Source organism: Methyloceanibacter sp., from assembly GCF_049590335.1.
GTDB lineage: Bacteria > Pseudomonadota > Alphaproteobacteria > Rhizobiales > Methyloligellaceae > Methyloceanibacter.
Window position 1 is genome coordinate 1 of record NZ_JBAWCQ010000033.1, and the last position, 12,392, is coordinate 12,392.

Annotated in this window: 14 protein-coding genes and 1 pseudogene; 6 read left to right on the top strand and 9 right to left on the bottom strand. The window is 61.0% G+C overall.

Translation table 11 applies throughout. The annotated features are described in order from the left end of the window. Positions 1–310 precede the first annotated feature (310 nt). Positions 311–607 (top strand): hypothetical protein, encoded by a 297-nt coding sequence (locus WBQ77_RS02365; protein ID WP_424041416.1) that lies wholly within the window; start codon positions 311–313, stop codon positions 605–607. An 82-nt stretch (positions 608–689) separates the two neighbouring features. Here the strand turns inward: WBQ77_RS02365 and WBQ77_RS02370 are convergent, their stop codons facing one another. The 8 genes from WBQ77_RS02370 to petA form a co-directional block, all read right to left on the bottom strand. Further along, positions 690–1,970 (bottom strand): MgtC/SapB family protein, encoded by a 1,281-nt coding sequence (locus WBQ77_RS02370; protein ID WP_424041418.1) that lies wholly within the window; start codon positions 1,968–1,970, stop codon positions 690–692. A 65-nt stretch (positions 1,971–2,035) separates the two neighbouring features. After that, positions 2,036–3,115, bottom strand: coding sequence for an S-methyl-5-thioribose-1-phosphate isomerase (gene mtnA, locus WBQ77_RS02375; RefSeq protein WP_424058749.1), 1,080 nt, complete (start codon positions 3,113–3,115; stop codon positions 2,036–2,038). Positions 3,116–3,190: 75 nt separating this feature from the next. Beyond that, on the bottom strand, positions 3,191–3,730 hold the full coding sequence (locus tag WBQ77_RS02380; protein WP_424043271.1) for an adenine phosphoribosyltransferase: 540 nt from the start codon (positions 3,728–3,730) through the stop codon (positions 3,191–3,193). A gap of 100 nt (positions 3,731–3,830) precedes the next feature. After that, positions 3,831–4,706, bottom strand: coding sequence for an S-methyl-5'-thioadenosine phosphorylase (locus tag WBQ77_RS02385; protein WP_424043269.1), 876 nt, complete (start codon positions 4,704–4,706; stop codon positions 3,831–3,833). Positions 4,707–4,769: 63 nt separating this feature from the next. Beyond that, the gene (locus tag WBQ77_RS02390; protein ID WP_424058751.1) at positions 4,770–5,327 is read right to left on the bottom strand and encodes a hypothetical protein; all 558 of its coding nucleotides are present in this window, start codon (positions 5,325–5,327) and stop codon (positions 4,770–4,772) included. A gap of 9 nt (positions 5,328–5,336) precedes the next feature. Next, a complete protein-coding gene (locus WBQ77_RS02395; protein WP_424058753.1) occupies positions 5,337–6,149 on the bottom strand; it encodes a cytochrome c1 in 813 nt (270 codons plus the stop codon). Next, positions 6,149–7,411, bottom strand: coding sequence for a cytochrome b (locus tag WBQ77_RS02400; protein WP_424043264.1), 1,263 nt, complete (start codon positions 7,409–7,411; stop codon positions 6,149–6,151). Before WBQ77_RS02400 ends, WBQ77_RS02395 begins: the two co-directional genes overlap by 1 nt. Positions 7,412–7,419: 8 nt before the next feature. Continuing rightward, a complete protein-coding gene (gene petA / locus WBQ77_RS02405; protein ID WP_424043262.1) occupies positions 7,420–8,022 on the bottom strand; it encodes a ubiquinol-cytochrome c reductase iron-sulfur subunit in 603 nt (200 codons plus the stop codon). 319 nt (positions 8,023–8,341) lie between these two features. On the opposite strand from petA, the gene hemF reads away from it, so the two are divergent. Further along, positions 8,342–9,229 (top strand): oxygen-dependent coproporphyrinogen oxidase, encoded by an 888-nt coding sequence (gene hemF / locus WBQ77_RS02410; protein ID WP_424058757.1) that lies wholly within the window; start codon positions 8,342–8,344, stop codon positions 9,227–9,229. Between the two features lie 6 nt (positions 9,230–9,235). Here hemF and WBQ77_RS02415 read toward each other — a convergent pair whose 3' ends face one another. Next, complete coding sequence (locus tag WBQ77_RS02415) at positions 9,236–9,391, bottom strand: hypothetical protein (protein ID WP_424044799.1); 156 nt, start codon at positions 9,389–9,391, stop codon at positions 9,236–9,238. 411 nt (positions 9,392–9,802) lie between these two features. Here WBQ77_RS02415 and WBQ77_RS02420 point away from each other — a divergent pair, with 411 nt between their 5' ends. From WBQ77_RS02420 to WBQ77_RS02435, 4 genes and pseudogenes are all read left to right on the top strand, one after another. Beyond that, complete coding sequence (locus WBQ77_RS02420) at positions 9,803–10,021, top strand: cold-shock protein (RefSeq protein ID WP_424044797.1); 219 nt, start codon at positions 9,803–9,805, stop codon at positions 10,019–10,021. A 272-nt stretch (positions 10,022–10,293) separates the two neighbouring features. Continuing rightward, complete coding sequence (locus tag WBQ77_RS02425) at positions 10,294–10,698, top strand: BA14K family protein (protein ID WP_424044796.1); 405 nt, start codon at positions 10,294–10,296, stop codon at positions 10,696–10,698. Positions 10,699–11,074: 376 nt separating this feature from the next. Then, on the top strand, positions 11,075–12,025 hold the full coding sequence (locus WBQ77_RS02430; protein WP_424058755.1) for a fatty acid desaturase family protein: 951 nt from the start codon (positions 11,075–11,077) through the stop codon (positions 12,023–12,025). A gap of 133 nt (positions 12,026–12,158) precedes the next feature. Continuing rightward, a pseudogene (locus WBQ77_RS02435) lies at positions 12,159–12,392 on the top strand (hypothetical protein); the annotation flags it as partial.

The window sequence follows — 12,392 nt, forward strand, 5'->3', positions numbered from 1 at the left end:
GCCATAGCCTGGCGGACCATGGATTTTGGGCCGCAGGGTCCCGCCAGATGAGCTGGATGGCACCGACGGCCGCAGCCGCAACGCTGGGTTTCATGGCCGTTATGGTACTGGCCTAGCCGGGACAGGACCTGCGCCAAACAGCGATCCTCTGCGCGATTTCGCGTCCAATGCCGCGCGCGCCCAAGCCCGCTCGCCCACGACGTCAAGCCAAAAGATTCGTGAAATTCAACGCTTTGGGGTTCCCTTTCGGGCCGGCTCGGCCCACCCTAAGGGCCTACGAGGAAGGGTCACAAAGTACACGAGGTACCTCATGCGCTCAGTTCTCTTCACGACCCTAGTCGGGCTTGTCGCCATTTTCTTCGTCGCAAGCCCGAAGCCTGCGTCGGCAACGCCGGCCGCCGCGGCACTGAATTATAGCCCAGCCACGGCATCGGAGATCGTTCCGGTCAGACGGTGGTATCGGAGACGGTATTATCGCCGTCCCTATTATAGTCGCCGGTATTATCGCCGCCCCTATTACGGTCGCCGGTATTATCGTCGCCCCTATTACGGTCGCCGTTACTACTACGGGCGCCGCCGGGGCGTTAACGTCTATATCGGCATCTAGACAGTCTGCCGACTACGAGAGTCGTTTCGAAGAAGCGGGGTGCCTATTTAGGGCGCCGCGTTTTTGTGCCGCCCGCCGTGGATCACACCAGCAGCACACTCGCAAGACCGGCGGCGAACATCGCCAATATCGCCCACAGAAGCGGCTTACCGAGGGCAGCCCCCCCCAGCACGAAGGCGATGCCCCACTTAACCGCCGTGTTGACTAAGGCCGCGATCACGATGGCGACGACCGCCACGTGAGCATCGCCGGTCTTGGCTAGCTCGGCCATGGATAGGGTAATTGCGTCCACATCCGTCAGCCCGGCAAGCACGGCGACGGCATACACGCCGCTTTCGGAGAAATTGTCCTGGGCGATTTTGACGGCGACGAGCACCACGGCAAAGAAGGCCGCGAACTTCACCGCGGAGGTCACGCTGAAAGGGTTGCTGACCTGCAGATCTCCTTGAGCGCTGACCTCACGCCCGTCTCGATGGATGCGAATATAGAGCAACGCTGCCGCCGCGGCCCCGACCAATGCCAACGCCGCGAAGGGCACGAAAATCGGCCCGAGCAGCGCGCTGTTTACCACGGCCACGACCACCAGGACACGCACGAACATGACCGACCAGGCCACCAGAATTCCACTGGCGAACGCCATCGTATTGGCTGGGTTGGTGCGCGCTTCCCTGGCGAACGAGACGGTCACCGCCGTCGAGGCGACCAGCCCGCCGGCGAACCCCGTCACGAGCGCGCCCTTGCCTGGGCCGAGCCACCGCGTCAGTGCATAGCCGACTAGCGACAGGCCGGAAATCAAAATGACCAAGAGCCAAAGTTCGTAAGGATTGAGCGCACCCCACGGATCGATGGGCTTGTCGGGCAGGAGCGGCAGCGCGACAAAAGTTGCGATCAACAACTGCAGCCCGGAAAAGACGTCGTCCCAGCCAAGCTGTTTCACGAAGCCATGCATCGGTTCCTTGTAGGCAAGGACCGCTGTCGTGATGACGGCAAGCGCAATGGCGATTTCGGATCCACCCAGCATGACGATCGCGCCCAGCAAGAAAACGATGATGGCGGCAATTTCAGTGGTAAGGCCGACCGATTGACGCTGGCCGCGCGTGGTCACCAAGTAGCCCGCGACGCCAAACGTCCCGTTGATCAGCAAGCCGGCGGCCAGAATCCAATAGGAGTCGAACGCGCGCGAGAGCCAAGCCGCGCAAGCGCCGAAAAGCGCAAGCAGGATAAAGGTCCGCAGTCCCGCCGATTGTTCGGTCTTGGCCTTGCGTTCACGGCGATGCTTCTCGCGCTCGATGCCGACCAGGGCGCCAAGCAGGACAGCGATCCCGAAATGGATCGCATCGGACGTCAGATCGTGTGGCTCCATCCCCCGCCCCTCCATGCGGCGGTTTACGGCCCCTCAAAGGGCGCAGACGAGGGCGCCTCCCGACGTTACGAGTATAAGAGAGACAAACCCTCGCGCGAAGCTGGCGTCACCCCACGCTCGGTGATGAAGCCCGTGACGAGCCGCGCGGGCGTTACGTCGAAGGCATAATTGGCTGCCGCAGATCCCGGCGGCGCGATGACAACGGTCGCAGTCGTCCCGTCGGGCCGTTGCCCCGTCATATGAGTCACTTCGCTGGCGTTCCGCTGCTCGATGGGAATCTTTCGCCCGTCGTCGAGCGTCCAATCGATCGTCGAATGCGGCAGGGCGACGAAGAACTGGACCCCATTGTCCTTGGCCGCAAGCGCCTTCAAATAGGTGCCAATCTTGTTGGCCACATCGCCATTCGCCGTCGTGCGGTCGGTGCCTACGATGCAAAGATCGACCAGACCCGCCTGCATCAGATGGCCGCCCGTATTGTCGGCGACGATCGTATGCGGCACGCCATAAGCGCCGAGCTCGAAGGCGGTCAGAGACGCACCCTGATTGCGCGGCCGCGTCTCATCCACCCAAACATGGACGGAAATGCCTTGATCGAAAGCCTTGTAGATCGGCGCAAGCGCCGTGCCCCAATCGACCGTGGCAAGCCAGCCGGCGTTACAATGGGTGAGGATATTGACCGTCTCGCCTTTTTTGTGCGCGGCATGGGCCTCGATCAGACCCACCCCATGCTCGCCAATTCTGCGGCAGGTCTCGACGTCCTCGTCGCAAATCTCCGCTGCCCGCGAAAACGCCGCCGCGATGCGGTCAGCAGGAGCTAATGGCTCCAAAACCGTCCGCATTTCATCAAGTGCCCAGCGCAGATTGACTGCGGTCGGCCGTGTAACGGCAAGAACCTCACAGGCTCGTGCAAGGCCCGCTTCGGAGGCCTCGTCCCGCATGGCCAGCGCCACGCCATAGGCTGCCGTCGCCCCAATCAACGGTGCGCCTCGCACCTGCATGCTGGCGATGGCATGGGCCGCGTCTTCGAGGCTGCGAAGCGCGACGATCTCAAGCGCGAAGGGAAGCTTGGACTGGTCGATGATCTCTACCGAGACGCCATCGCTACCAAGCCAGATGGTCCGATACGGTTTGCCGTCGATATTCATGGAACCGCCTTAGCATAACTGCCACAGCGTGCATAACAGCTCAGGCGAGCATAGCTGCCAAGGTGCGAAGAGCCCCTAGTGGCCTTCGAACGACATGAGCGTATGGCATTGCACGCCAAGTTCGCTCAGCCGCGCGCAACCGCCAAGATCCGGCAGATCGATGACGAATGCCGCCCCGACCACTTCGGCCTTGAGCTGACGCAAGAGCTTCACGGCCGCTATAGCCGTGCCGCCCGTCGCAATCAAATCGTCCACAAGCAGTACCGGTTCGCCCGGGCTCAGCGCATCCTCGTGGATCTCGATGACGTCCACGCCATATTCCAGCTCGTAATCCTGGCCGATGGCCTTATGGGGCAGCTTGCCCTGTTTGCGGATCGGCACGAAGCCGCAACGCAAGCGATCCGCCGCCGCCCCGCCCAGAATAAACCCGCGCGCCTCGATACCGGCGACCGACTCGACCCGCTGATCGTGGAACGGCGCCACCAGCTGTTCGATGGAAGCCCGAAAACCCGACGGATGGCCGAACAGCGTCGTCACGTCGCGGAACATAATGCCGGGCTTCGGATAATCCGGGATCGTGCGGACGAGGGATTTGAGATCGATATCGGTGGTCATTGCGTATGGGTCTCCAACAGCGCGAAGGCCAGTGAGGTGGGCAGAACGCGAAACGCCTTGATACCGGAGCGGTGACCGGCTGGCTAGGACCGGCGGGCCTCTATCCGTTCAGCACCCGGCCCGCGACCGCATCGAGTTTTTTCAGAAGCTTGGGATCGCGCGCTTCCGGCGCGGTGATGATGGCGGTGTCGAGCGCACAATCCGATCTAGCGGGACACGGCTCGTGCTCGCGCGGGAAGTCGCGTGCGAGCCGGCCCACCAGCCGCGCGGCTTTTTCCGCATTGGCCGTGAGCACACGAATGATGTCCGTCACCGTTACCGCGTCATGGTCCGGGTGCCAGCAATCGAAATCCGTCACCATCGCCACGGTCGCGTAGCAGAGCTCCGCCTCGCGGGCGAGCTTGGCCTCGGGCAGGTTTGTCATGCCGACTACAGAATAGCCAAGGCCCTTATAGGTGAGGCTCTCGGCGAGGGTGGAGAACTGAGGGCCCTCCATGCAAACATAAGTGCCGTCGCGAACGAAGGGGATGGCCTCAGCTTCGGCGGCTTCCGCGATGCGCATGCGAAGGCGCGGCGATGTGGGATGGGCCATGGACACATGCGCCACACAGCCCGTGCCAAAGAACGACGTCGCGCGATTATGGGTTCTGTCCACGAACTGGTCGACAAGCACGAATGTGCCCGGCGGCAGCTCTTCTTTGTATGAGCCGCAGGCCGACAGCGAGATGAGGTCCGTGACCCCGGCCCGCTTCATAACGTCGATATTCGCACGATAGTTGATGTCGGTGGGAGAGAGACGGTGCCCTTGGTCGTGGCGCGGCAGAAAGACGATGGGAAGGCCATCAATATCGCCGAACCGAAGTGCCCCGGACGGATCGCCCCAGGGGCTATCGATGCACTCCTCGCGCGCATTCTGAAGTCCGGGCAGATCGTAAAGCCCCGAGCCGCCGATAATGCCGAGCACTGCGTCTGTCATGCTTCCCTCTTGGTGAACTGTGATGCGGCGAGATCGCGCCCGGCCATCGGCCGGCACCGAACTCTAGTCGCCCACATGCATATAGACTAAGGCCCATACATGACTACCGCGGTTATCCTCGCCGACGGTTTCGCCGACTTTGCGCGTATTCATCAGCCAGAGCGGTCCCTGGCCGCCGAGGCCAAGGGGCGTTCCGTCCGCCTCGAGGGCGAGAATGTAATCCGACGCATCAATATCTTCAGGCAGCAGATAGCCGCTGTACCCATCCGAGGCGACGAAGCGGATCTTTACCTTCGCGGCCTCGATAGACACCATGACGTCTTTCAGAAGCGGCCCCTTGAAGACCGCTTCGTCCCCGAGTTCGGGGGTCGCCGCCGTCACCTCGCCTTGCGGCAGCGCAAGCAGCATGTCCCGGTCGAAGGCGAAGCCATGTTTGAAGTCGGCCTTCAGTTTCACCAACGCACTGTCGCGCTTCTTGTCGACGGGGCCACGATTGGATTTGCCCACCAATCCGCCGACGGTGAGCAACACCATGCCTTCCGGCTCGGGGACGCTGCTGTCTTCTGCAAGCGCGGCGAAGCTAACGAGCGCGATCCAGAAAAAGATGAGCGCCCGTAGCATCGATCCGCCTCAGGTCTCGGTCTTCGCCGCGTGATCCTTCTTATGAACCCGCGACCAGACCGCTATATTGGAGAGATACATGATCACCGCGAAGACGATCAGGAAGATCATGATCCGCGCGCCGATCTTGTAGCGCTCTTCCAGCTTGGGCTCGGCCGCCCACATCATGAAAGCGGACACGTCTTTCGCGTAGTTCTTGATGGTCGGCTCCGTTCCGTCGGTGTACTCCACAACGCCCTCGGACAAAGGATTGGGCATGGCAATCTGATGTCCTGGAAAGGCAGTATTATAGTGCATGCCCTTGGTCATCTTCATGTCTTCCGGCACCTCGCCGTAGCCCGTCATCAGCGCATAGAGATAGTCCGGCCCACCTTCGCGCGCCTTGGCCATCACGGACAGGTCCGGCGGCAGAGCGCCGCCGTTCGCGGCCCGCGACGCCTGATCGTTCGGATAGGGTGAACGGAACCGGTCCGACGGCTTGCCCGGACGCTGGAACATCTTGCCCATATCGTCGGGACCGTCCGTAATCTGAGCTTGGCTCGCCAACGCCTCGACCGCCGCCTCGGAGAACTGCGGACCGCCCGGCTCCCCAAGGTTACGGTAGGACAGCAGCTTCATCCCGTGGCAGTTCGCGCACACGAACTGATAGACCTTGTAGCCGCGCTGGAGCTGCGCCCGGTCGAAATGACCGAACGGCGGTGCGAACGACCAGTCCTGCGCCTCAATTTCCGTGCCGTGGCCGTCATCCGCGGCGAGAACTGCACCGGGAAACGCGATCGCCAAAACCGCGATGGCGGCGAACAGTTTCAAAATGTTCCGCATCACGCAGCCCCCCCGCTCGGCGCCGCAGTCTTCTTACCGAGCACAGACTCGGTGATGCTGCCAGGAAGCCTCTTAGGTCTCTCGATAAGCCCCACGACCGGCATGATGATCAGGAAGAAGGCGAAGTAATAGATCGTGCACACCCGTCCCCAGAACAGATACCAGCCGTCGGGGGCCTGCGAGCCGAGATAACCCAGCACCAGGCAGCAGATCACAAACAGCCAGAAGAACCATTTGAAAATGGGTCGGTAGCTGACGGACCGGATACGCGACGTATCGAGCCACGGAATGAAGAACAGCACGACGATCGCACCCATCAGGCCGATCACACCGAACAGCTTGTCCGGAATGGCCCGCAGGATCGCGTAGAACGGCAGGAAGTACCATTCGGGCACGATGTGCGGCGGCGTCTGCAGCGGGTTGGCTGGAATGTAGTTGTCCGAGTGGCCGAGGTAGTTCGGCGCGTAGAACAGGAACACGCCGAACAACAGGCAGAACAGCACAATCGCGAAGCCATCCTTGATGGTGAAGTATGGATGGAATGGCAGCGTGTCCGACTTCGTCTTGACGTCCAAGCCCGTGGGATTGTTGCTGCCCGGAATATGCAACGCCCAGATATGTAAGATCACCACGCCCACGATGACGAACGGGAATAGATAATGGAGCGCGAAGAGCCGGTTCAGCGTGGGCTCGCCCACCGAGAACCCGCCCCAGATCCACTGCACTAGCGTCGTGCCGAGCCCCGGAATCAGAGAGTCGAGCGAGGAAAACAAATTTGTAATCACTGTCACGGCCCAGAAGCTCATCTGCCCCCAGACCAGCGAATACCCCATGAAGGCCGTGGCGATCATGAGGAATAAGATCAGCACACCGAGCATCCATAGGATCTCGCGCGGCGCCTTGTAGGACCCGTAATAGAGCCCTCGGAACGTATGAATGAAGGCGGCGAAGAAGAACATGGATGCGCCGACCGCATGGGCATAGCGCAGCAGCCAGCCCCAGTTCACGTCGCGCATTATCTTCTCGACGGAGTCGAACGCACCGTCCACGGTCGGTTGGTAGTGCATCGCGAGCACGATGCCGGTCACGATCTGGACGACCAGCATGAAGCTCAAAATTGCGCCAAACGTCCACAAATAGTTGACGTTCCGCGGCATCGGGAAGACCCCGAACTGGTCGTGCATCAGCCGCGGGACGGGCAGACGTGTGTCGATCCAGCGCCCAATGCCGGTCGACGGCGTGTAAGTCGATTCGTGCGCCATGGTCCGCCCTATCCGATCTTGATTTTGGTGTCAGAGCTGAAAGCGTAAGGCGGAATGTACATGTTCTCCGGCGCCGGCCCGATGCGAACACGGCCCGCCGTGTCGTATTGCGAACCGTGGCACGGGCAGAACCAGCCACCAAACTCACCTTTGTAATCGCCAATGGACTGGCCCTTGGGAATGCAGCCCAGATGGGTGCAAATCCCGATCATCACGAGCCACGGCTCCTTATCGGGGGCGGCGCGATTGGCATCGGTCGCCGGCGCGGTGTCCGCCAGATTGGCGTTGCGGGCCAGTGGGTCGATCAGCTGATCGAGCTTGACGTCTTCAGCATCCTTGATCTCCTGCGCAGTGCGATGGCGAATGAAGATCGGTTTGCCGCGCCACATAACCGTGATCGCCTGACCTTCTTCGACGGGCGCGAGGTCCACATCGATCGAGGCCAGCGACAGGGTCGAGGCGTCTGGGTTCATCTGATCGAGCAAGGGCCACAATACGGCCGCGCCGCCGATGGCCGCCAACGCGGCAGCGCCGATCAGGATCACGTCTCGTCGCGACGAATCGTCGTCATATGAAATAGATGGATCGGTGGAACTATCGGAATTGGCCATGAATCCAAGCGCTCCTAATTTTTGATGGAGCCGAAGAGAGCAAACGCCCAGCCTCTCGGCTCTCGTATCCGGCACCGAGCGTGCCGCAAGTCTGTTATTGCCTAGCCGCGTGCTTGGGAGCAACGCGATTCATGGCGGTTTTCTGTCATTGCCACGGGATGTTGTCCAGCGGACACAGTGGTCAAATTGGCGCAGGTAATCCCTGATGAAGATCAAGAGTAAGCCGATAGTGCCAACGCCATAACGGACTTATGTGACGAATACGGAGCGGTAGGGTAGAGGGATCATGGGATACGAAAATGTAATCGAGCGGGGAACCATGGATGCTCCAGGATCGAAGGAAAGCTTCGAGGCCAACAAGGATAGGGCGAAACGCTGGTTCGAGGACTTGCGCGACAAGATGCTGCAAGCACTCGAAGCGGTGGAAGATGGGGCCGAGGATGCGCCCGGCTGTGAGGGCAAGGATGCCGGCCGCTTCACTCGCACGCCTTGGCAGCGCGAGGAAGGCGGCGGCGGGGTCATGTCCCTGATGTCGGGCCGCATCTTCGAAAAGGTCGGTTGCCACACCTCCACCGTCCACGGAGAATTTCCCAAGGAGTTCGCCGGACAGATTCCCGGTGCAGCCGAGGACCCGCGCTTCTGGGCCTCCGGTATGTCGTTCATCGCCCACCCCACGAACCCTAATGCCCCCACCGGCCACATGAACACGCGCATGGTGGTGACCTCCAAGGGCTGGTTCGGCGGCGGCGGCGATCTCACGCCCGTCCTGAACCGGCGGCGCACCCAGGAGGACCAGGACGCCCAAGATTTCCACGCGGCCATGAAGGCCTCTTGCGCGGGCCAGCCCTCGGCCGACTATCCACGCTTCAAGGACTGGTGCGATGAGTATTTCTATCTCAAGCACCGGAAAGAGCCGCGCGGCATAGGCGGCATCTTCTACGACTATCTGGATACGGGCGATTGGGAGGCGGACTTCGCCTTCACCCAGGAGGTGGGCAAGGCCTTCGTCGGCAGCTATCCGGAGCTGGTGGCCCGCAATGTCGGCACGCCCTGGACCGAGGAAGACCGCACCGAGCAGCTCATCCGCCGCGGGCGCTACGTGGAGTACAACCTGCTTTACGACCGGGGCACGATCTTCGGGCTGAAGACCGGCGGCAATGTCGAGGCGATCCTATCGTCCATGCCCCCACTGGTCATGTGGCCTTAGAGACCCTTACCCTCGAATTCCGGCATACATCAGCGGGGGGCCGTCGGCGAACTGGGTGGCGATTTGGGCGTCGGCCAGGTGGCCGGTGACGATCGCGATGGCGGCAAGCGCGATAAAACCAAGCGCGAAACCTGCGATTTTCTTCCCCGTGATCGTCCCCATGACCCTTGTCCCCTTCTTCGGCACCGGCGCATCCCTCTCGGCGCGTCGTGGGATCAGGTTTAGGGGGGAGCGGCTGAACCCAATCTGAGGGGTCCGTTCATCTGGCGTTTAGGTTAGGGTTGACGGCCCGGAAAGCCTTGGCCCGTAAGGGTCCGAGGGTCCGACGGCGGCCCAAAAGGACTTGCCAATTGCGCTCGCATACCCCATCTTTGGGGGCCTCGGGCGCCTGCGGTTGGGCGTGGACTAAGACGACGGTTAGCGACGGAACGTAGCGAAGAGCACGACCCTTTCCTGACATCTGAAGACGCCATGCGCTTCTTCCTTGGGGGACTCAGTCAGAGAACGCCTCAAGCGAAGGGGCTGAGTGGCCCGTTATTTTGAAACTAGAGAACGGGAAAGGACTCCCCCGATATGTCTCGTGTCAACGGCACCGTTAAATTCTTCAACCATACGCGTGGCTTCGGCTTCATCGAGCCGGAAGATGGCGGCAAGGACGTGTTCGTCCATGCGTCTGCTATCGAGCGCGCTGGCCTGCCGCCGCTGAACGAAGGCGACAAGGTCACCTTCGAGATCGAGGACGACCGCCGCGGTCGCGGTAAGCAGGCCGCCAACGTGCAGATGGCGCAGTAGCCTTACAGGGCGTCCGTAGCTGCAACTGCTTTTGACACGCTTCTAACCGAAGCGTGGAAACAGATTCATTCGCCGCTGGACCCGCCCGGGTCCGGCGGTTTTTTTGTGTTTTTTGAGTAGCTTAGATTCGACCCGAACGTTCAGGTCAGGTTCATGTGGACGCCCCTAGGGTGCCACGAACGGGGGGGCAGGAAGGCCTCACCGGATCTGGGGGGTTCTCTCAACCTTAAACGGCGCGAAAGGCAACGGCGCTGCTCTCGAGGAACGGAATTATGGGTCGGAAATCGTATTTTGCATTTGTGGCTGCGCTCGCCGCGGTCTTCGCCTTGTCAGCAGCTATGCCTGCGGAAGCCGGACGTGGCCGTGGTCACGGCTGGAAGGGCGGCCATGGCGGCCGCTACGTTCAGAACAACTATTACGGCCGCCGTGGCGGCGACAACTGGAATGCGCTTGGCGCGGGACTGGTCGGCCTCGGTGTCGGCGCGGTAATCGGCAGCGCCCTCACCCCGCGCGAGGTCGTCGTGGCCCCGCCGCCGCGCCCCTATCGGCCCGTGGGCTATCGTCCGCAACCCTGGACCGATGACTGGTATGCCTATTGCGGATCGCGCTACCGGAGTTTCAACCCAAGGTCGGGGACCTATCTTGGCTATGACGGTTACGAGCACTTCTGCCGCTAGCGCTATGTCTTAAAATGCATCGCAGCCCGCCGAATCCACCTTCGGCGGGCTGTTGCATGCGCGCCACAGGGAGCATGGACCGGCGCCGCACGCACGCGGGCATGGCCGACCCATAATCGCGCTAAAAGTTTGATTTTTTTCGTGGTTTTGTCTTCGTCAACCCTGATTGCGGCCTCGGCGCATTCCATCTTGAACGGGACGCCGTCACGTCCCAAAATTGCAGCCGTTCGCGAACGTGTCTGGCGTGGCGTGCGAATTTTCTTGCCGGTCAGCGCAATTTATTGTCTTGACGCAAACACGTATCGCGGCTCAGCGATTGTCGTCTCGACGATGTCAGGAAGTTCGAAGCTTAGAATCCGAGGACTGTTGTAAATCCATGCCCGTTGTCGCCGAACCCCCGATTACTGAAATTTCCCGCGACCAACCGAACGTCCCGGCGGACCGTCAGGCACTCCAGAAGATCCGGCCCTATCAAGGCATGGTGGCTTGGCCCACCGTGTTCCTTGCGATCGGAATCGTGGCGTCTTTCGCGACGGTCTGCACGCTTGGCACGATGGGGCTCATCCCCCTCTGGCTCGGATTGATCCTCAATGCGTTCATTCTCTATGCGGACCAGACGCCGCTTCACGAGGCCTGCCACGGCAATATCGCCGGCAAGCACTCGCGCTATCTGTGGCTGAACCACCTGATCGGCTATGTATGCGGCACGATCCTGCTGCACGAATACAAAGCCTTCCGCTACATGCATCTGGCGCACCACCGGGATACGAACGATCCGGAGCTGGATCCGGATCACTGGGTGGCAGTGAACAATCCGTTCCTGCTTTTCTGGCGCTGCATGACGATTGTTTTCGTCTACCACAACTATTTCTGGCGGCACATCGCCTTCCATCCGCACGTTCCGGGTATGCGCCGTCTCTCACTTCAGATCGCGCTGATGAACGCAATCTATTACGCGACGATCATCGGCCTGTGCGTGATCGGCTACTGGCGCGAAGTCCTGATGCTGTGGGTGTTCCCGCACATTCTCGCCTCGGCGCTCATTATCTACTTCTTCGCCTATCTGCCCCATAAACCGCATAAGGTTCGCGAGCGCTATCGTGACACCAACGTGTTCTGGGTGCATGGCAAGGTCGCCGAGCCCGTCGTGGATTGGCTCTACCTGTTCCAGAACTTTCACCTGATCCACCACCTGTTCCCGCGCATCCCCTTTTACAAATACAAGGACGCGTTCGCCGATCTGCGGCCCGTGCTGGTGAAGGAGCATGCGCATATCTATGAATACGATTTCGGGCCCCAGCGAGAAGCCGCCACCGAGGCGCGCTAGCGGATCGCGAGGATGGGATTGAATGTTAGAGTGGCCGGGATATTGCCCCGGCCATTTTTCGGCAATCCAATCTCCTTGGCGGTCCAATTTGCGAAGCAGTCTAAGTCGATCCACCCGGTGAGAGAGGGCACGCATGTTGCGCACGGTGTTTGCAGGATTGCTGTTGGCGCTTTGGGGCCCTATGGCCGCTGCCCAAGCGACAGCCCCGCCGACCGATGCGTTGCCCGAGGGCTTAGAGAAAATCAAAACCATCGTCGTGATCTACGCCGAGAACCGCAGCTTCACGCATCTGCTGCCCGATTTTCCCGGAACGCTCAATGTCGAGGACGCACCGAAAGCCTCGATCCTCCAGAAGGACCGCGACGGC

Bases quoted from the DNA above. Each gene is read 5' to 3' on its own strand.
- WBQ77_RS02365 (WP_424041416.1), top strand. From the start codon at position 311: ATGCGCTCAGTTCTCTTCACGACCCTAGTCGGGCTTGTCGCCATTTTC.
- WBQ77_RS02370 (WP_424041418.1), bottom strand. From the start codon at position 1,970: ATGGAGCCACACGATCTGACGTCCGATGCGATCCATTTCGGGATCGCT.
- mtnA (WP_424058749.1), bottom strand. From the start codon at position 3,115: ATGAATATCGACGGCAAACCGTATCGGACCATCTGGCTTGGTAGCGAT.
- WBQ77_RS02380 (WP_424043271.1), bottom strand. From the start codon at position 3,730: ATGACCACCGATATCGATCTCAAATCCCTCGTCCGCACGATCCCGGAT.
- WBQ77_RS02385 (WP_424043269.1), bottom strand. From the start codon at position 4,706: ATGACAGACGCAGTGCTCGGCATTATCGGCGGCTCGGGGCTTTACGAT.
- WBQ77_RS02390 (WP_424058751.1), bottom strand. From the start codon at position 5,327: ATGCTACGGGCGCTCATCTTTTTCTGGATCGCGCTCGTTAGCTTCGCC.
- WBQ77_RS02395 (WP_424058753.1), bottom strand. From the start codon at position 6,149: ATGCGGAACATTTTGAAACTGTTCGCCGCCATCGCGGTTTTGGCGATC.
- WBQ77_RS02400 (WP_424043264.1), bottom strand. From the start codon at position 7,411: ATGGCGCACGAATCGACTTACACGCCGTCGACCGGCATTGGGCGCTGG.
- petA (WP_424043262.1), bottom strand. From the start codon at position 8,022: ATGGCCAATTCCGATAGTTCCACCGATCCATCTATTTCATATGACGAC.
- hemF (WP_424058757.1), top strand. From the start codon at position 8,342: ATGGATGCTCCAGGATCGAAGGAAAGCTTCGAGGCCAACAAGGATAGG.
- WBQ77_RS02415 (WP_424044799.1), bottom strand. From the start codon at position 9,391: ATGGGGACGATCACGGGGAAGAAAATCGCAGGTTTCGCGCTTGGTTTT.
- WBQ77_RS02420 (WP_424044797.1), top strand. From the start codon at position 9,803: ATGTCTCGTGTCAACGGCACCGTTAAATTCTTCAACCATACGCGTGGC.
- WBQ77_RS02425 (WP_424044796.1), top strand. From the start codon at position 10,294: ATGGGTCGGAAATCGTATTTTGCATTTGTGGCTGCGCTCGCCGCGGTC.
- WBQ77_RS02430 (WP_424058755.1), top strand. From the start codon at position 11,075: ATGCCCGTTGTCGCCGAACCCCCGATTACTGAAATTTCCCGCGACCAA.